Genomic DNA, 16,450 nt, shown 5'->3' with positions numbered 1-16,450 from the left:
GGCGTTCGGGGCGTCGGCGGTTGCGAAGGGGGTCAAGCCCCCTGGTTGGAGGGCAGGCGCTCGATCAGGGCATCGACGCGGGCCCGGGCGGCGTTGAGCCGCGAGCGCAGTGAATCACGCTCCTGGGTCAGGGCCGCCACCTGTTCGGCGAGTAGCGCATTCGTGCGTTGCAGTTCCTCGTGGCGAACCAGCAGGCGCTCCACGCGCTCTGCAATGTGGTCGAGGGAAGTCTGGGAGGTCATAGACGCTGAGATTGTAGGACGTGCGAACGAAGTGAGCGCATTCCGTGGAAGTATCCGAGGAAACCTGATAGCAGGGGGGCTTAGAAGGCTTGACGTCAGCGCCGTGCTCAGGTATTCGAGCGCAGGCGGCAGACTGTCTCACAAAATCGTAGCGCCATGTGTAGGACGCGTCTGCTTCGACGGGGTGTAATGCGTAAGCATTGGTTGCGGGCGCGGTGCGGGTCGGGTGCGGATACGGCGGGGGTGCGCACTACAATGCGCCGCGTTGGCGGAGCGGCCGGTTCAAGGCAGCGTCGCACGGAGCAAACAAATACACATGAATATTGACCTTGGCCGGGGCGGGGCACGCTGCCCGGCGCTGCTGATCACTTCCACGGCCTCGGGCCAGGGCAAGACCACGCTGACGGCTGCGCTGGCGCGGCTGCATGCGCGCCAGGGGCGCCGCGTGCGCGTGTTCAAGTGCGGCCCTGACTTCCTGGACCCGCACTGGCACGAGCTGGCCAGCGGCGCGCCCGTGCACAGCGTCGATCTGTGGATGACGGGCGAGGCCGACATGCGTGCGCGCCTGCACGCCGCCGCCTGCGAGGCCGACCTCATCCTGGTGGAAGGCGTCATGGGCCTGTTCGACGGCACGCCCTGCGCTGCCGATGTGGCCGAGCGGCTGGGCCTGGCGGTGCTGGCCGTGATCGACGCCTCGGGCATGGCCGGCACCTTTGGCGCACTGGCCCATGGCCTGCAGCACTACCGGCCGGGCCTGCGTTGGGCCGGCCTGCTGGCCAACCGCGTGGGCAGCGCCCACCATGCCGACCTGCTGCGTGCCGGCCTGCGCGAGCCTTCGTTGTGGCTGGGCGCGCTGGCGCGGGTGCAGGGTGCAGGCGCCACCTCGCTGCTGCCCGAGCGGCACCTGGGCCTGGTTGCCGCGCATGAGCTGGACGATGCCCTGCAGCGCCTGGACGTGGCCGCCGATGCGCTGCTGGCCACGCCGCTGGGCCAGTTGCCCTGGCAGGCCGAAGCGGGGCAGGGCGCCAGTTGGCAGGACTGGTCCGTGGACTTTGAACCGTGCCCGGAACCTGCCGAAGCCGTGCAGCCCTGGCTGGCGGGCCGCACCGTGGCGGTGGCGCGTGATGCGGCCTTCAGCTTCATCTACCAGGCCAACCTCGACTGCCTGCGTTCCATGGGTGCGCGGATTGCCTTCTTCTCGCCCCTGGCCGCAGAGCGCCTGCCGGATTGCGATTCGCTGTGGCTGCCCGGCGGCTATCCGGAGCTGCACCTGGACGCGCTGGCCGCCCATGCCGCGCTGCGCGGTGACATTGCCGCCCACGTGGCAGCCGGCCGGCCGGTCTGGGCCGAGTGCGGCGGTATGCTCGCGCTGTGCGAACGACTGACCGACACTGCGGGCCGGACCACGGACCTCTGGGGCCTGTTGCCCGGCCATGCGCGCATGCAGCCGCGCCTGGCCGGCCTGGGCATGCAGCAACTGCCCACGCCCTGGGGCCTGTTGCGCGGCCACACCTTCCACTACAGCCGGCTGGACACGTCCATGGCCGAGGCCGGGCGCAGCAGCCGTCCGGGCCAGGCTCCCCAGCCCGACCGGGGCGAGGCGCTGTACCGCCAGGGCAGCGTGCACGCCAGCTATTTCCATGCCTGGTTTGCCTCGCAGCCGCGCGCCGTGGCGGCGCTGCTGGGCGCTGACATTCCCGCAGGCCAGGCGTCATGACCGACCAGATCTCCACCTATTCGCTTGCGCGCAGCCAACTCATTCTGGGCGGCCAGAAAAGCGGCAAGTCGCGCCGTGCCGAATTACTGGCCCGCGCCTGGCTCGATGGCGCCCTGGACCGCGAGGCCGCGCTGATCGCCACCGGCCAGCCCTGGGACGACGAAATGCGCGAGCGCATCGCCCGCCACCGGCGCGACCGCGCCGAGCGCGTGCCCGGCATGGCCACGCTTGAGGAGCCGCTGGATCTGGCCGCCATGCTTGCGCGGCACAGCACGCCGCAGCGCCTGCTGGTGGTGGACTGCCTGACGCTGTGGCTGACCAACTGGATGATGCCGGCCCAGCCTTCCGAGGAACTGGCGCGCGGATGGGAGGGCCAATGCACGGCCTTTCTGGCCGCCTTGCAAGCTGCGCCCGGCCCGGTGATCCTGGTCGGCAACGAGATCGGCCTGGGCGTGATCCCGCTGGGATCGCAGGTGAGGGCCTTTGTGGATGCGCTGGGTGTGCTCAACCAGCGTGCGGCGCAAAGCTGTGAAACCGTCACGCTGATGTGCGCCGGCCTGCCGCTGGCGCTCAAGGGCCCGCAGCCGTGAGGCCATGGCGTCTCGCCCTGTGGGGCCTGGCGTTGGCACTGGCGCTGTCTGCGGCGCAGGCTGCCATCCGGGTCACGGACGGGCGGGGCGTTCCGGTGGAGCTGCCACAGCCGCCGCAGCGCATCGTCAGCCTGCTGCCCTCGCTGACCGAGACCGTGTGCGAGCTGGGCGGCTGCCAGCGCCTGGTCGGCGTGGACCGCTATTCGAACTGGCCGGCCCATGTGAAGACCCTGCCCGTGGTGGGCGGCGGCATGGACCCCAATATCGAGGCCATCGTCGCGCTCAAGCCCGATCTGGTGCTGGTGTCCATGGCCTCGCGCTCGGTGGCGCGGCTGCAGGCATTGGGCCTCAAGGTCGTGGCGCTGGAGCCGCGCACCCATGCCGATGCGCAGGCCGTGCTGCGCACCGTGGGCCAGTTGCTGGACCTGCCGCCCGCGCAGGGCGCCGACCGTGTCTGGTCCGCCATCGAGGCGCGCATGCAGGAGGTGGAGCGCAGCATGGCCCCCGCGCTGCGCGGGCAGACCGTGTATTTCGAGGTCAACCGCGGCCCCTTTGCCGCAGGCGAGTCTTCGTTCATCGGCGAGACCCTGGCGCGCCTGGGCATGCGCAACATCGTGGGTGCGCAGCTGGGGCCGTTCCCGCGCATCAACCCTGAATTCGTGGTGCGCGCCGACCCGGACTTCATCCTGGGCGGCGACCGCAGCCTGAGCGCATCGGGCGAGCCCTATCCGGGCTGGGGCCGCCTGCGTGCCATGCAGGCCGGGCGCGTCTGTCGCTTTGTGCCAGCCGAGCTGGACGTGCTGGTGCGCGCCGGCCCGCGCATGGCCGAGGGCGCTGCGCTGATGGCGCGCTGCCTGAACGGGGCCGCACGGTGAGGCAGGCCCGCAGGCACCACAGCGGCCTGGCTGCGCCCTGGATGGCACTGGCCCTGCTGGTCGTGAGTGCCCTGCTCATGCTGCTGGGCGCGGGCGTGGGCAGCACGGGCTGGGAGAGCGTGTGGGCGGCGCGCAGCGATCCGCTGTCCTGGCAGATCGTCACCGAGATCCGGCTGCCGCGCACGGCGGGCGCGTGGCTGGCCGGCGGCCTGCTGGGGCTGGCCGGGGCCATCGCCCAGGGCGTGTTCCGCAACCCGCTGGCCGATCCCTATCTGCTGGGCAGTGCCTCCGGCGCCTCGCTGGGCGTGGCGCTGAGCATGGCGGCGCTGGGCGCCTCGCCCTTCGCACTGGCGGGCCTTGCGCGCCTGGGTGTCACGGGCGCGGCCTTTGCGGGCGCGGCCCTGGCCGTGCTGCTGACCCTGGTGCTGGCCCAGGGCGTGCACAACACCATGCGCCTGCTGCTGGCCGGCGTGGTGGTGGGGGTGGTTCTGGGCGCGGCCGCGTCCCTGGTGCTGTTGATGAACCCGGACATCATGCAGGCCATGCAGGCCTTCATGCTGGGCAGCACCTCCTTCATCGGCTGGGGCGCCTGCGCGCTGATGCTGGCCGTGCTGCTGGCCACCACCCTGGGCGCCTGGTGCCTGGGCCGCGTGCTCGACGGCCTGTCCCTGGGCGAGGCCACGGCCCACAGCCTGGGCCTGCCGCTGGCGCCGCTGCGCATGGTGCTCATCTTGCTGCTGGCCCTGGCCACGGGCACGGCCGTGGCGCAGACCGGGCTCATCGCCTTCGTCGGCCTGGCCGCGCCGCATCTGGTGCGCTCCATGGTGCGGTCCATGCACCGCTGGCTGCTGGTGCTCAGCGCGGGCATGGGTGCCGTGCTGCTGCTGGCCGCCGACCTGCTGGCGCGCTGGCTCATCGCCCCGCAGGAGCTGCCCGTGGGCGCGCTCACGGCCCTGCTGGGCGGCAGCTACCTGCTGTGGCTCATGCACCGCCGCCACGCCCTGCGCGGCGGGGAGGGCGCATGACGGCCCCCGCCCTGCAAGCGCGCGCCCTGAAGGTTCGCCTGGGCGATCGACAGGTCCTCAGCGGCCTGAGCCTGGCCCTGCCCGCCGGCCGCTGGACCGCCATCGTCGGCCCCAATGGCGCCGGGAAATCCACGCTGCTGCGCGCCCTGGCGGGCATGGAGTCCGGCGCTGGTGTGCAAGGCGAGGTGGAGCTCCTGGGCCGCCCGCTGCGGCAATGGAGTGCGCGCGAACGGGCCTGCTCGCTCGCCTGGCTGGGCCAGAACCAGCCCGTGGCCGGCGACATGCGGGTCCATGACGTGGTCATGCTGGGCCGCCTGCCGCACCAGGGCTGGCTGGCTGCGCCCAGCCAGGCAGACCATGCCGCCGTGGAGCAGGCCCTGCGCCAGACCCAGGGCTGGGACTGGCGCACGCGCAGCGTGGGCAGTCTCTCTGGCGGCGAGCGCCAGCGCGTGCTGCTGGCGCGCGCCCTGGCCGTGCAAGCCCGCGTGCTGCTGATGGACGAACCCCTGGCCAACCTCGACCCGCCACACCAGGCCGATTGGCTCGAATGCGTGCAGGCCCTGGTCGCCCAGGGCTGCACCGTGGTCAGCGTGCTGCATGAGATATCGATGGCCTTGCAGGCCCAGGACCTGGTCATTCTCGACAAGGGGCAGGTGATGCATCAGGGCGCCTGCGCCGACGCGGCCACGCATGCGGCGCTGGAGGCCGTGTTCGAGCACCGGCTGCGCATCCGCGCCATCGACGGGCAGTGGCTGGCCCTGCCACGGCTGCGGGGGCAAGCTGCGGCTCCCTGATCGCCTGTTAGAAAAAAATGTCTCTCCATGCGCCGTATCTGAGCCGCTGGGCTCTGACCATCGATGGCCAGCCCCTGTCCACGCCGCGCGGTGTGTTGCTGCCCGTGCGCCAGGGCGGCACGCCCGCCATGCTCAAGATTGCGCTGGCGCCCGAAGAGGTGGCCGGCGCCCGCCTGATGGCCTGGTGGAATGGCGACGGCGCCGCGCCTGTGCTGGCCCAGGAAGGGCCGGCCCTGCTGATGCTGCGCGCCACAGGCCACGATTCGCTGGTGGACATGGCCCGTGGCGCGCGCGATGAGGAGGCCACGCGCATCCTGTGCACGGCCGCCGCGCGCCTGCACTTGCACCAGCACCTGCCGAGCGCCCGGCCCTTGCCGTCTTTGGTGCCGCTGACGCAATGGTTCCAGGCCCTGCTGGTGAAGACCGATGAACCAGCCAGCCTGCTCGGCCTGTGCGCCACCACGGCGCGCGAGCTGCTGGCCGTACCGCGCGACGTGACCGTGCTGCATGGTGACCTTCACCACGGCAATGTGCTGGACTTCGGCCCCCTGGGCTGGCTGGCCATCGACCCCAAGGGCCTGCATGGCGAGCGCGGCTTCGACTACGCCAACATCCTGAGCAATCCCGACCGCGCCAGCGCACTGGCGCCGGGGCGCTTTGCGCGCCGCATGGCCACCATTGCCGAAGTCTCGGGCATGGAGCAAAGGCGCCTGCTGCAATGGGTGCTGGCCTGGTCGGGGCTGTCTGCCGTCTGGAGCATGGAAGACGGTGACGATCCTGGCGCTGCGATGGCTGTGGCGCAAATGGCGGCTTCGGCCCTGGGCTAGTCGCGAACGGCTTTCCTCGACCGAGGTGCCTCCAGATACGCGCCGCTGGCAAACAATTGCTCCTCGGCCTGGTCGATGCGCTGCACCACGCCCTTGCCGGCGCGGCTGGCCAGCAGTTCCACCAGGGCCTCGGACAGCGCCACGGCCGAGGTGATGGAGGGGAAGAACGACGGGCTGTGCAGCGAAAACAGCAGCGTGGCGTCGGCCAGCAGCGCCAGGGGCGAGGCGGGGCTGTCGGTCAGTGCCACGATGCGGCAGCCCGCGTCCCTGGCGGCCTGGGCCACGGCCAGCGCCTCGCGCGAGTAGGGCGCAAAGGCGACTACCAGCAATGCGTCGCCGCGCTCCATGGCGCGGCACTGCATCTCCAGCGTGCCGCCCTGGCCGTCCAGCAGGTGCACGCTGGCGCGCAGCAGCCGGTACACATAGACGAAGGAAAAGGCCACGGGGTAGCTGGCGCGAAAGCCCGCCACATGCACGCTGCGGGCCTTTTCCAGCAGTGCGCAGGCCTGCTGCAGCGCATCGCCCAGGCGCCGCTCGGTGGCCTCCAGATTGCGGCGGTGCACCTCGAAGGTCTCACCCACCAGGTCATGGTCGCCAGCGCGGCCCACCAGGGCCTTGGCGCGCTGGCCGTAGGCCTCGTCGCTGCCCAGTCCCATGTCCTGCGCGAAGGCCTGCTTGAGCTGCGGCCAGCCGTCAAAACCCAGCCACTGCGCAAACCGCACCAGCGTGGCGGGCGGGCTGCCGGCGCGCGTGCCCACGCTGCGCATGGAGGCCGTGACCACATCGTTGGGATGCTCCAGCACGAAGCGGGCCACCTGTTGCAGGGCCGGGCTCAGCTCGGCAAATCGCTGGCGGATGTCGTCTTGAACGGACATGGGTTTTCAGGAGAAAGGAGGGGAAAAGGGCGGTGTTGGCTGCGCCGACTGTAGCCCAGGCGCGGGCCGGCTTGGAACGGCTGTGGTTGAAATCTCTGTTGACGGAACAAATGTTCCGTCAAATAATGCGATGAAACATTTGTTCCTTGAAAGAACTGCCATGAGCCATGTGTTCCATCGTCACCTGCACCACACGCCCCCCGTCGCCGTCGCCGCCAGCGGCCTGGAAATCCGCGACGCGCAGGGGCGCAGCTATATCGATGCCTCGGGCGGTGCGGCCGTGTCCTCGCTGGGCCACGGTCATCCCGACGTGATCGCCGCCATGCATGACCAGATCGACCGGCTGGCCTATGCCCACACCAGCTTCTTCACCACTGCGGTGGCCGAGGAACTGGGGCAGGAACTGGTGCGCGGCGCGCCCGAAGGTACCAGCCACGCCTACCTGGTCAGCGGCGGCTCCGAGGCCGTGGAGGCCGCGCTCAAGATGGCGCGCCAGTACTTCGTGGAGATCGGCCAGCCCGAGCGCACGCACTTCATCGCGCGCCGCCAGAGCTACCACGGCAACACGCTGGGTGCGCTGGCCGTGGGCGGCAATGCCTGGCGGCGCGCGCCGTTCGCGCCCATCCTGGTGCCGGCCACCCATGTCTCGCCCTGCAATGCCTACCGCGACCAGCGCGACGATGAAACCCCAGAGCAATACGGCCAGCGCCTGGCCGACGAGCTGGATGCGGCCATCGGCGTCCACGGCCCGCGCAGCGTGATCGCTTTCGTGGCCGAGACCGTGGGCGGCGCCACGGCTGGCGTGCTCACGCCCGTGCCCGGCTACTTCAAGGCCGTGCGCGAGGTGTGCGACCGCCACGGCGTGCTGCTCATCCTGGACGAGGTCATGTGCGGCATGGGCCGCACGGGCACCCTGCATGCCTGCGAGCAGGAAGGCGTGGTGCCCGACCTGATCACCGTGGCCAAGGGCCTGGGCGGTGGCTACCAGCCCGTGGGAGCGGTGCTGGCGCAGTGGCGCATCGTGGATACCATGTCGCGCGGCAGCGGCTTCTTCCAGCACGGCCATACCTACCTGGGCCACCCGGTGGCCTGCGCGGCGGCGCTGGCCGTGCAGCGCGTGATACGGCGCGACGGCCTGCTGGACAAGGTGCGTACCGATGGCGAAGCCTTCGGGCAGATGCTGGTGCAGGCCCTGGGCAGCCACCGCCGCGCGGGCGAGCACGTTGGCGACATTCGCGGGCGCGGCTTCTTCTGGGGCGTGGAGCTGGTGGCCGACCGCGCCAGCAAGGCGCCCTTCGATGCGGGCCTGAAGCTCAACGCCCGCATCAAGACCGAAGCCATGCAGCGCGGACTGCTGTGCTACCCCGGCGGCGGCACGGCCGATGGCCGTGCGGGCGACCACGTGCTGCTGGCGCCGCCCTTCATCGCCACGCGGGAACAGCTGCAGACCATCGCCACGCGCCTGGCCGAGTCCATCGAGGCCGCACTCACCCAGGTTCTCTGATCCGTTCCTGCGCTCGCGCGCACTTCCTCGCTTTCCCACGCTTTCCCCAACCCCGCCACAGGAGTGTCCCCATGACCCCATCCCGCCCGACCCTGAAGCGCACGGCCCTGGCCGTGACCAGCGCCCTGATCGCCGCGCTGCTGCCGCTGGCTGCCAGCCATGCCCAGAACAGCGGCACGCTCGCCAAGATCCAGCAGGCCGGGGCCATCACGCTGGGCTACCGCGAGTCCTCGTTCGGCTTTTCCTATCTGGATGGCGATCTCAAGCCCGTGGGCTACAGCATGGACATCTGCCGGCGCATCGTGGACGAGGTCAAGGCCCAGCTCAAGCTGCCCGCACTGCAGGTGCGCTATCAGGCCGTGACCTCGGCCAACCGCATCCCGCTGGTGGCCAACGGCACGGTGGACCTGGAGTGCGGCTCCACCACCAACCTGGTGGAGCGGCAAAAGCAGGTGGCCTTCTCGCCGGATATCTTCCGCTACAACGTGCGCATGCTGGTGCGCGCGGACTCGGGGCTGCGCTCCGTCGCCGACCTGCAGGGCAAGACCGTGGCGACGACGGCGGGCACCACGTCCTTTCGCCTGTTGCGCGAGGCGGACCGGGGCCGCAACCTCGACATCACCAACCTTTCGGGCAAGGACCATTCGGACTCCTTCATGCTGGTGGAGAGCGGCCGTGCCCAGGCCTTCGTGCTGGATGACATCCTGCTCGCCGGCCAGATCGCCAATGCCAAGAACCCGCAGGACTACCTGATCACCGGCGAAAGCCTGCGCACCGAGAACCAGGCGCTGATGCTGCGCAAGGACGATGCCGGCTTCAAGGCCATCGTGGACCGCGTGGTGACGGGCATGATGCAGTCCGGCGAGATGGAAAAGCTCTACAACCGCTGGTTCATGTCGCCCATCCCGCCCAGGAACATCAACATCAACTACCCGCTCAACGCCGAGACGCGCGAGGCCTTCGCCCATCCCTCGTCCAAGGGCATCTGAACTTATTGCACGCATCCATGACCCGCATCGCCCTCATCCACGCCCTCAGCCACTCCGTCGCTCCCATCAACGAAGCCTTTGCGCGCGACTGGCCCGAGGCGGTTCGCATGAACCTGCTGGACGACAGCCTCTCGGCCGACCTGGCGCGCAACGGGCGCGGGCTGGACGCCGCCATGCACGAGCGCTTCCAGCGCCTGGCGCAGTACGCCGTGGACACGGGCGCGCAGGGGATCTTGTTCACCTGCTCGGCCTTTGGCCCCTGCATTGAGGCCGTGGCCGCGCGCCACGCGCCGCTGCCCGTGCTCAAGCCCAACGAGGCCATGATCGAGGAGGCCGTGCAGGGCCAGCGGGGTGCCTTGGGTTTGATCTCCAGCTTCGCGCCCACGCTGCAGTCCATGCCGCCGGAGTTTCCTGCTGGCATCGAACTCGTGCCCGCCCTGGCCGATGGCGCCATGGACGCGCTCAACCGGGGCGACACCGCCACGCATGACCGCCTGGTGGTCGAGCAGGCCAGGGCCCTGGCCGCGCGCGGCTGCACGCGCATTGCGCTGGCCCAGTTCAGCATGGCGCGTGCCCGCGCCGCCTGCGAGGCCGCCACGGGCCTGCCCGTGCTCACCACGGTGGACAGCGCCGTGCGTGCCCTGCAGCGCCGGCTGGGCGTCCGCCTCGGTTAAAGTGGCGCTCCGCTGCGGCGCATGCCCGCCGCAGCGCGTGCAACTTTTGAGGATGACAGACCCATGCAGATCGAACAGGCCCCGACGGAAAAGCCCTATGAAAAGCCCGAAGGCGAACGCCGTGGCCTGGTGCTGGTGAACACCGGCGACGGCAAGGGCAAGAGCACGGCGGCCTTCGGCCTGGCCCTGCGCGCGCATGGCCGGGGCAAGTCCGTCAAGATCTTCCAGTTCATGAAGGTGCCCACGGCGCGGTTTGGCGAGCACCGCATGTTCGAGCAGCTGGGCATGCCCATCGAGGGACTGGGCGACGGCTTCAGCTGGAAGAGCCAGGACCATGAGCGGTCGGCCCAGATCGCGCGCGAGGGCTGGGAGCGTGCGCGCACCGCCATCCTCTCGGGTGATCACTTCCTGGTCGTGCTCGACGAAATCACCTATCCGCTGATCTATGGCTGGCTGCCGCTGGAGCCTGTGCTGCAGGCCCTGGCCGACCGCCCGCGCCATGTGCACGTCATGCTCACGGGCCGCCGCTGCCCCGAGGAAATCATTGCCGTGGCTGATACCGTCACGCGCATGGAACTGGTCAAGCACGCCTTCCAGGCCGGCATTCCCGCCCAGCGTGGTATTGAGGACTGATGCCGCCCGCAGGCCCGGCCTGCGGCGGACAATGGCGGCATGAGCAGCGAAACGCAATCCCGGGCGCCAGAGACCATTCCCGCCCAACCCTTTGCCGAGGCCGAGCGGGCAGCCGTCTACCGCGCCATCCATGAGCGGCGCGACATGCGCCACTTCTGCGGCGGCGAAGTCGCGCCCGAGGTGCTGCTGCGCCTGCTGCGCGCCGCCCACCATGCGCCCAGCGTCGGCTTCATGCAGCCCTGGCGCTTCATCCGCGTGCGTGATGCGCAATTGCGCCAGGAGATCCATGCCGTGATCGAGCAGGAACGCCTGCAGACCGCGCGTGCGCTGGGCGAGCGCGAGGAAGACTTCATGCAGCTCAAGGTCCAGGGCGTGCTGGATGCGGCCGAGGTTCTGGTCGTGGCCATGCCGCCAGGGCGCGAGGCCCATGTCTTCGGCCGGCGCACCCTGCCCGAGATGGACGTGGCCTCGGCCGCCTGTGCCATCCAGAACCTGTGGCTGGCCGCGCGTGCCGAGGGGCTGGGGCTGGGCTGGGTCTCGCTGTTCGATCCCGAGGTGCTGGCCGCGCTGCTGCAAATGCCCGTGGGCAGCCGGCCGCTGGCCGTGCTGTGCCTGGGCCCCGTGTCGGCCTACTATGCCGAGCCCATGCTGCAGCAGCAAAAGTGGGCCAGCCGCGCACCGCTGCAGGACATGCTCTACGACGACTTCTGGGGCCAGCGCGCCGCCGCCCCACAACCGCAGGCATGAGCGACAGCCCTTCCTGGCAACTGCTGGGCGCCGCGCTCAGCCCGCTGTGGTGGTGCTGGCAGGCGCTGTCGCAGCCGCAGGCCCAGGCCCAAGCCGAACCCTGGGCGCGCCACGCGCTGGCCGCCGCGCTGGCTGTTCCCGTGGCCCTGCTGATCGACCGGCTCTGGGGCGAGCCGCCCGTGTGGATGCACCCCGTGGTCGCCATGGGCCGGCTGCTGGCTGCGGTTGGGGGAAGAATTGCCCCCCGCGAAGAACATGTGCGCGACTGGCCACGCTTTGCGCTGGGCGCCGTCGCCTGGTGCCTGCTGGCGCTGCTGTTCTTCGCCATCTACGCGTTCATCCAGTGGCTGCTGCCGCCCATGCCCTGGTGGCTGGGCGCCCTGGTGCTGGGCGTGCTGCTCAAGCCGCTTTTGTCCTGGCGCATGCTGCGCGACGAGGTGCTGGCCGTGGAAGCCGCGCTGCAGCAATCCCTGCCCGCAGGCCGCGAGCGCCTGACCTGGCTGGTCAGCCGGGACACGGCGCAGCTGGACGCAGGCCAGGTGCGCGAAAGCGCCATCGAAACCCTGGCCGAGAACCTCAGCGACTCGGTGCTGGCGCCGCTGTTCTGGTTTGCCGTGGCCGGCCTGCCGGGCGCGGCCCTCTACCGCTTTGCCAATACGGCCGATGCCATGTGGGGCTACCCGGGCTGGCGCGGGCAGGGCGATGAGCGGCGCCACTGGCAATGGGCCGGCAAATGGACGGCGCGTGCCGATGACCTGCTCAACTGGATACCGGCGCGCCTGACCGCCTTGCTGCTGGCCTTGTCCGGCCTGGCCGCTGGCCGGCGGCCGGGCTGGGGTGCGCTGCGCCAGGACGCGCGCATCACCCCGTCGCCCAACGGCGGCTGGCCCATGGGCGCCATGGCAAGGCTGCTGGGCGTGCGCCTGGGCAAGCCCGGCGTCTATGTGCTCAACCCCGCAGGCCGCGTGCCGCAGGCGGTCGAGCTGCAGCAGGCCGTGGCGCATGCGGGCCGCGTGGTCGCCATGCTGGTGGCTGCAGCGCTGGCCGCCGCCCTGGTCCTTGGATGGGCGATGGCAGGAAAGACACCATGAAACCGATCCCAGTCACCCACGGTGGCACGGATGCGCTGGGCGTGCCCGCGCACGATTTCTCCACCAACCGCAATGCCTTCGGACCCTGTCCGCAGGCGCTGGACATGCTGGCCCAGGCCCACGCGGCCCAGTACCCGGACCCGCACTACACGGCGCTGCGCGCACGGCTGGCGGATTTTCATTGTGTGCCGGCCGAGCGCATTGTCATTGCGGCCAGTGCCAGCGACTTCATCCACCGCATCACCATGCATGCAGCGCGCGAGGGCGCGGCCGTCGCCAGCCTGCCGGCCCACCATTACGGCGACTACGCCCACGCGGCGCAGGTGTGGCGCCTGCACCAGGCCGCGCGCGACGGCATCACCGAGGCCGGCCCCGGCCTGCACTGGGCCTGCGCGCCATCGAGCCCGCTGGGCCAGCCCGAGGATGTCTGGCCCCTGTGGAGCGAGCCCGCACCGCCCGGCACCTGGCGCGTGATCGACTGCGCCTATGCGCCCCTCAGACTGGAGCCGGGCATGGAACCCGCCGTGCCCTCCCAGGTGCGCGATGCCTGGCAGATGTGGACTCCCAACAAGGCCCTTGGCATGACCGGCGTGCGCGCGGCCTACGCCATTGCGCCCGAAGCCGTGCCGCACGACGAGATTGATGCCTTGCGTGCCCTGTCACCATCCTGGCCCGTGGGCGCCCATGGCGAGGCCATGCTCACGGCCTGGACCGCACCGGCCACCCGGCAATGGCTGGCGCAAAGCCTGCAACGGCTGCGCGATTGGAAGGCACAGCAGCTCGATCTGGTGCAGCGCCTGGGCTGGCAGGTACTGCCCGGCTCGCAGGCCAATTACTTTGTGGCGCGCTGGCCGCAAGCCCAGCAGGGCGACGCCATGCAGGCGCGTCTGGCCCAACTGCGCGCGCAGGGCATCAAGCTGCGCGACTGCGACAGCTTCGGCCTGCCCGGCTGCGTGCGCATGGGCGTGCTGGCGCCCGCATCCCAGAACGCCTTGCTGGCTGCCTGGCAGCCAATGGAGAAACACCATGCAATCGAATGAACCCGCTGCCGTGAATCTGCCCCTGCCCACGCCCGGCCAGCGCCCCGCGCTGTGCGTAATGGTGCTGGGCACCAGCAGCGGTGCCGGCAAGAGCTGGGTGGCCACCGCGCTGTGCGCCTGGTACCGCGCCCAGGGCTACAAGGTGGCGCCCTTCAAGGCGCAGAACATGAGCAACAACGCGCGGGTGGTTTCCGCGCCGGGTGGTGCCTGGGGCGAGATCGGCACGGCACAGTACCTGCAGGCCCTGGCCGCAGGCTGCGCGCCCGATGTGCGCATGAACCCGCTGCTGCTCAAGCCCGAGGCCGACATGCGCAGCCAGGTCGTGCTGCTGGGCCGGGTCAGCGAGGAACTCTCGGCCTTGCCCTGGCGCGGCCGCAGCGCCCGCGTCTGGCCTCAGATCGCCGAGGCGCTGGACAGCCTGCGTGCCGACAACGATGTGATCGTCATCGAAGGCGCCGGCTCTCCGGCCGAGATCAACCTGCATGCCAGCGACGTCGTCAACATGCGCGTGGCGCGCCACTGCGGCGCGCATTGCCTGCTGGTGTCCGACATAGACCGGGGCGGCGCCTTCGCCCACCTCTACGGCACCTGGGCCCTGCTGCCGCCGGAAGAACAGGCGCTGATCCGCGGCTTCGTGCTCAACAAGTTCCGGGGCGACGCCAGCCTGCTGGCGCCCGCCCCGCAGATGCTGCAGGAGCGCACCGGCGTGCCCACCGTGGCCACCATCCCCATGCAGTTCCAGCATGGCCTGCCGGAGGAGGATGGCGTCTTTGACGACCGTGGCTCTGGAGGTGGGGCGGGGCGCGCCGTGCACACCACCATCGCCATCGTCGCCTACCCGCGCATCAGCAACCTCGACGAATTCCAGCCCCTGCTGCAGGTGCCGGGCCTGCGCGTGGCCTGGGCGCGCACGCCGGCCCAGCTGGCAGGCGCCGACTGGATCATCCTGCCGGGCTCCAAGGCCACGGCTGCCGATCTGGCCTGGATGCGGACCCAGGGCCTAGATGCCGCCGTTGCTGCACACGCTGCGGCAGGCCGGCAGGTTCTGGGCATCTGCGGCGGCCTGCAGATGCTGGGCGAGGCGCTGATCGACCTGCATGGCGTGGACGGCAACGCAGCCGGCCTGGGCCTTCTGCCGCTGACGACCTTGTTCGCGCCCGACAAGACCGTGCTGCCCGCCAGCGTGCAACTGCCCCCGCTGCCGGGTGCGCTGGCGCCGTTGTCTGGCGTGCAGGCACAGGTCTATGAAATCCACCACGGCCAGACCAGCGTGCGCCCCGACATGGTGGCCGCTGGCAGTGCCGTGGCCGAGCCCGTGCCCGGCCTGCTGTGGCACAGCCCCGATGGCCGCATCGCGGGCTGCTACTGGCACGGCCTGTTCGAGAACGCCGAGGTGCTGCGCGCCCTGTGGGGCGCCGAGGTGCCCACGCTGGACAGCGTCTTCGCACGCATGGCCGAAGGCGTGCAGCGCTGGTTTGCGCACCAGGCTTGACCCATGTCAGGGGCCGCTTGCAGGGGGCACGGCAAGCTGTAGGCCATGGCCTGCATGCGCAGCCGTGCTGTACCGATAAATGGGGAGCTGGAAAACACGCATGCTTGGGCCTTGACTTTTTTCACGAGGAATGGAGTGAAGCTATGAAAAACCCATGGATTCGTCCCCTGCAGCTGTGTATTGGCGCCGCCGTGCTTGGCATGGCCGGACTGGCCACTGCCCAGCCCGCACCTGGCCCCGATGGCATGCCGCCCCCGCCGCCCGCTGCGGAAAAGGCCAAGCAACACCACCACCATAAGAAGCACGCCGAGCCCAAGGGGCCCGCCAAGCGCGGCTATGACCGCCGCGACCCGGCACAGCACGAGGCTGCAGCCGTCCAGGAGCAATCGCGCCGAGGCGGCGTCCAGTCGGGCGACCACTTCCAGCGCAATGCCGTGGCCCGCTGCGATGTCTTCAAGAACGAAGGCGACCGCCGCTCCTGCGTGGAGCGCGTCAAGGACGGCCAGGTCAGCGGCTCCGTCGAAGGCGGCGGCGTGCTGCGCGAGTACACGGAGCAGGTTCCTGTAAGGCAATAACAGCGCTGGCTGTTGTTCACCTGAGAAAACCCGCCGGGCCACGAAGCCGGCGGGTTTTTTTGTGGGCGAATGCAGGCGGCACCGGCAGCTGCATTCAGGCCAGAAGCACCACGTTCAGGCCATGCACTCTCTGGAATGCAGGCTCCCGCGTCAGCAGCCTGTGGTGTGGTCCCTGCTGAGACCTGGCCCGCCACCACGCCCCTGTCCGCCGGATTTGATCTGGGTCATACAAACCCATTCCACCTGTCCCGGACCGGCGCGCACCGGCAAGGCATTTCTATGATGGCGCCGTACTTCCCATATGGAAAAAGGATTCATCCCATGCAAGCCTTTCGGATCGTGGTCATTGGTGCGGGGCAGACCGGCACTCCCTTGCTGCAGCAATTGCTGGACGCGCCCTTCGTGCAGTTGCTTGGGGTGGCCGACCTGGATTTGAACCAGCCCGGCATCGCACTGGCACGCGCGCGCGGCGTGCCGGTCACCACACGGTTCATGGAACTGGTGGACGCGGCGGTGGACATCATCATCGACGTGACCGGCTCCCTGCAGGTGCGCGAATCGCTGCGCAGCAAGATGGTGGAGACCGGCAACACGCACACGCTGATCATGCATGAGGCGATTGCGCTGCTGATGATGTCGCTGTCGGCCGGCCGGCTGGTGGTCGGCAAGCACAGCGATCTGGAGTACTCCTGAACGCAGGCGGCGGATACGCAGGACAGCTATCCGCCCCATCCTCCTGTGCCTGGCGGATGACGGGCTG

The 16,450-nt window shown here is 70.0% G+C and carries 18 protein-coding genes; 16 read left to right on the top strand and 2 right to left on the bottom strand.

The window, feature by feature from the left end; all coding sequences use genetic code 11:
- Positions 1-32: 32 nt before the first annotated feature.
- Positions 33-242 (bottom strand): hypothetical protein, encoded by a 210-nt coding sequence (locus IB269_RS20165; RefSeq protein ID WP_012204637.1) that lies wholly within the window; start codon positions 240-242, stop codon positions 33-35.
- Between the two features lie 316 nt (positions 243-558).
- Here IB269_RS20165 and IB269_RS20160 point away from each other — a divergent pair, with 316 nt between their 5' ends.
- Genes IB269_RS20160 through IB269_RS20135 form a run of 6 tightly spaced genes read left to right on the top strand, consistent with a single transcriptional unit; the run spans position 559 to position 6,070 of the window.
- Positions 559-1,959: a cobyrinate a,c-diamide synthase gene (locus IB269_RS20160; protein WP_192368097.1), complete on the top strand. Its 1,401-nt coding sequence runs from the start codon at positions 559-561 to the stop codon at positions 1,957-1,959.
- Complete coding sequence (locus tag IB269_RS20155; RefSeq protein ID WP_013803219.1) at positions 1,956-2,549, top strand: bifunctional adenosylcobinamide kinase/adenosylcobinamide-phosphate guanylyltransferase; 594 nt, start codon at positions 1,956-1,958, stop codon at positions 2,547-2,549. Before IB269_RS20160 ends, IB269_RS20155 begins: the two co-directional genes overlap by 4 nt.
- Positions 2,546-3,424, top strand: a complete 879-nt coding sequence (locus tag IB269_RS20150; protein WP_192368096.1) for an ABC transporter substrate-binding protein — start codon at positions 2,546-2,548, stop codon at positions 3,422-3,424. Before IB269_RS20155 ends, IB269_RS20150 begins: the two co-directional genes overlap by 4 nt.
- Positions 3,425-3,465: 41 nt before the next feature.
- Positions 3,466-4,449 carry a FecCD family ABC transporter permease gene (locus tag IB269_RS20145; protein ID WP_043819441.1) on the top strand — a complete coding sequence of 328 codons (984 nt, stop codon included), beginning with the start codon at positions 3,466-3,468 and terminating at the stop codon, positions 4,447-4,449.
- Positions 4,446-5,243 carry an ABC transporter ATP-binding protein gene (locus IB269_RS20140; RefSeq protein WP_192368095.1) on the top strand — a complete coding sequence of 266 codons (798 nt, stop codon included), beginning with the start codon at positions 4,446-4,448 and terminating at the stop codon, positions 5,241-5,243. The genes IB269_RS20145 and IB269_RS20140 overlap by 4 nt, the downstream gene beginning before the upstream one ends.
- 17 nt (positions 5,244-5,260) lie before the next feature.
- Complete coding sequence (locus IB269_RS20135) at positions 5,261-6,070, top strand: aminoglycoside phosphotransferase family protein (protein ID WP_192368094.1); 810 nt, start codon at positions 5,261-5,263, stop codon at positions 6,068-6,070.
- Here the strand turns inward: IB269_RS20135 and IB269_RS20130 are convergent.
- Positions 6,067-6,945, bottom strand: a complete 879-nt coding sequence (locus tag IB269_RS20130) for a MurR/RpiR family transcriptional regulator (RefSeq protein ID WP_180317560.1) — start codon at positions 6,943-6,945, stop codon at positions 6,067-6,069. The two genes, IB269_RS20135 and IB269_RS20130, sit on opposite strands and share 4 nt — an antisense overlap.
- Positions 6,946-7,105: 160 nt before the next feature.
- On the opposite strand from IB269_RS20130, the gene IB269_RS20125 reads away from it, so the two are divergent.
- From IB269_RS20125 to IB269_RS20080, 10 genes are all read left to right on the top strand, one after another.
- Positions 7,106-8,449 (top strand): aspartate aminotransferase family protein, encoded by a 1,344-nt coding sequence (locus IB269_RS20125; protein WP_192368093.1) that lies wholly within the window; start codon positions 7,106-7,108, stop codon positions 8,447-8,449.
- A gap of 71 nt (positions 8,450-8,520) precedes the next feature.
- Entirely contained in the window at positions 8,521-9,438 is a 918-nt protein-coding gene (locus IB269_RS20120; protein WP_192368092.1) for an amino acid ABC transporter substrate-binding protein, read from the top strand.
- Between the two features lie 17 nt (positions 9,439-9,455).
- Positions 9,456-10,112, top strand: a complete 657-nt coding sequence (locus IB269_RS20115; protein ID WP_192368091.1) for an aspartate/glutamate racemase family protein — start codon at positions 9,456-9,458, stop codon at positions 10,110-10,112.
- A gap of 63 nt (positions 10,113-10,175) precedes the next feature.
- Positions 10,176-10,745, top strand: coding sequence for a cob(I)yrinic acid a,c-diamide adenosyltransferase (cobO, locus tag IB269_RS20110; protein WP_013803210.1), 570 nt, complete (start codon positions 10,176-10,178; stop codon positions 10,743-10,745).
- Between the two features lie 39 nt (positions 10,746-10,784).
- A complete protein-coding gene (gene bluB / locus IB269_RS20105; RefSeq protein ID WP_192368090.1) occupies positions 10,785-11,492 on the top strand; it encodes a 5,6-dimethylbenzimidazole synthase in 708 nt (235 codons plus the stop codon).
- The gene (gene cbiB / locus IB269_RS20100; RefSeq protein WP_192368089.1) at positions 11,489-12,583 is read left to right on the top strand and encodes an adenosylcobinamide-phosphate synthase CbiB; all 1,095 of its coding nucleotides are present in this window, start codon (positions 11,489-11,491) and stop codon (positions 12,581-12,583) included. The genes bluB and cbiB overlap by 4 nt, the downstream gene beginning before the upstream one ends.
- Positions 12,580-13,623 (top strand): aminotransferase class I/II-fold pyridoxal phosphate-dependent enzyme, encoded by a 1,044-nt coding sequence (locus IB269_RS20095; RefSeq protein ID WP_192368088.1) that lies wholly within the window; start codon positions 12,580-12,582, stop codon positions 13,621-13,623. Before cbiB ends, IB269_RS20095 begins: the two co-directional genes overlap by 4 nt.
- A complete protein-coding gene (locus IB269_RS20090; protein ID WP_192368087.1) occupies positions 13,610-15,115 on the top strand; it encodes a cobyric acid synthase in 1,506 nt (501 codons plus the stop codon). Before IB269_RS20095 ends, IB269_RS20090 begins: the two co-directional genes overlap by 14 nt.
- Positions 15,116-15,258: 143 nt before the next feature.
- Positions 15,259-15,690: a hypothetical protein gene (locus IB269_RS20085; protein WP_192368086.1), complete on the top strand. Its 432-nt coding sequence runs from the start codon at positions 15,259-15,261 to the stop codon at positions 15,688-15,690.
- A 321-nt stretch (positions 15,691-16,011) separates the two neighbouring features.
- The gene (locus IB269_RS20080; RefSeq protein WP_012204656.1) at positions 16,012-16,383 is read left to right on the top strand and encodes an oxidoreductase; all 372 of its coding nucleotides are present in this window, start codon (positions 16,012-16,014) and stop codon (positions 16,381-16,383) included.
- Positions 16,384-16,450: the final 67 nt, after the last annotated feature.

The sequence above is a fragment of the Delftia sp. DLF01 genome, assembly GCF_014852125.1.
In the GTDB taxonomy this organism is placed as follows: domain Bacteria; phylum Pseudomonadota; class Gammaproteobacteria; order Burkholderiales; family Burkholderiaceae_C; genus Comamonas; species Comamonas acidovorans.
This window is presented reverse-complemented; position numbering and strand designations above follow the sequence as displayed.

What these genes read in the sequence shown, in the direction of transcription:
- IB269_RS20165 (WP_012204637.1), bottom strand. Translation starts at nt 242, where the DNA reads ATGACCTCCCAGACTTCCCTCGACCACATTGCAGAGCGCGTGGAGCGC.
- IB269_RS20090 (WP_192368087.1), top strand. Translation starts at nt 13,610, where the DNA reads ATGCAATCGAATGAACCCGCTGCCGTGAATCTGCCCCTGCCCACGCCC.
- IB269_RS20160 (WP_192368097.1), top strand. Translation starts at nt 559, where the DNA reads ATGAATATTGACCTTGGCCGGGGCGGGGCACGCTGCCCGGCGCTGCTG.
- cbiB (WP_192368089.1), top strand. Translation starts at nt 11,489, where the DNA reads ATGAGCGACAGCCCTTCCTGGCAACTGCTGGGCGCCGCGCTCAGCCCG.
- IB269_RS20120 (WP_192368092.1), top strand. Translation starts at nt 8,521, where the DNA reads ATGACCCCATCCCGCCCGACCCTGAAGCGCACGGCCCTGGCCGTGACC.
- IB269_RS20115 (WP_192368091.1), top strand. Translation starts at nt 9,456, where the DNA reads ATGACCCGCATCGCCCTCATCCACGCCCTCAGCCACTCCGTCGCTCCC.
- IB269_RS20095 (WP_192368088.1), top strand. Translation starts at nt 12,580, where the DNA reads ATGAAACCGATCCCAGTCACCCACGGTGGCACGGATGCGCTGGGCGTG.
- IB269_RS20130 (WP_180317560.1), bottom strand. Translation starts at nt 6,945, where the DNA reads ATGTCCGTTCAAGACGACATCCGCCAGCGATTTGCCGAGCTGAGCCCG.
- IB269_RS20155 (WP_013803219.1), top strand. Translation starts at nt 1,956, where the DNA reads ATGACCGACCAGATCTCCACCTATTCGCTTGCGCGCAGCCAACTCATT.
- IB269_RS20135 (WP_192368094.1), top strand. Translation starts at nt 5,261, where the DNA reads ATGTCTCTCCATGCGCCGTATCTGAGCCGCTGGGCTCTGACCATCGAT.
- bluB (WP_192368090.1), top strand. Translation starts at nt 10,785, where the DNA reads ATGAGCAGCGAAACGCAATCCCGGGCGCCAGAGACCATTCCCGCCCAA.
- cobO (WP_013803210.1), top strand. Translation starts at nt 10,176, where the DNA reads ATGCAGATCGAACAGGCCCCGACGGAAAAGCCCTATGAAAAGCCCGAA.
- IB269_RS20125 (WP_192368093.1), top strand. Translation starts at nt 7,106, where the DNA reads ATGAGCCATGTGTTCCATCGTCACCTGCACCACACGCCCCCCGTCGCC.
- IB269_RS20080 (WP_012204656.1), top strand. Translation starts at nt 16,012, where the DNA reads ATGCAAGCCTTTCGGATCGTGGTCATTGGTGCGGGGCAGACCGGCACT.
- IB269_RS20085 (WP_192368086.1), top strand. Translation starts at nt 15,259, where the DNA reads ATGAAAAACCCATGGATTCGTCCCCTGCAGCTGTGTATTGGCGCCGCC.
- IB269_RS20140 (WP_192368095.1), top strand. Translation starts at nt 4,446, where the DNA reads ATGACGGCCCCCGCCCTGCAAGCGCGCGCCCTGAAGGTTCGCCTGGGC.
- IB269_RS20145 (WP_043819441.1), top strand. Translation starts at nt 3,466, where the DNA reads ATGGCACTGGCCCTGCTGGTCGTGAGTGCCCTGCTCATGCTGCTGGGC.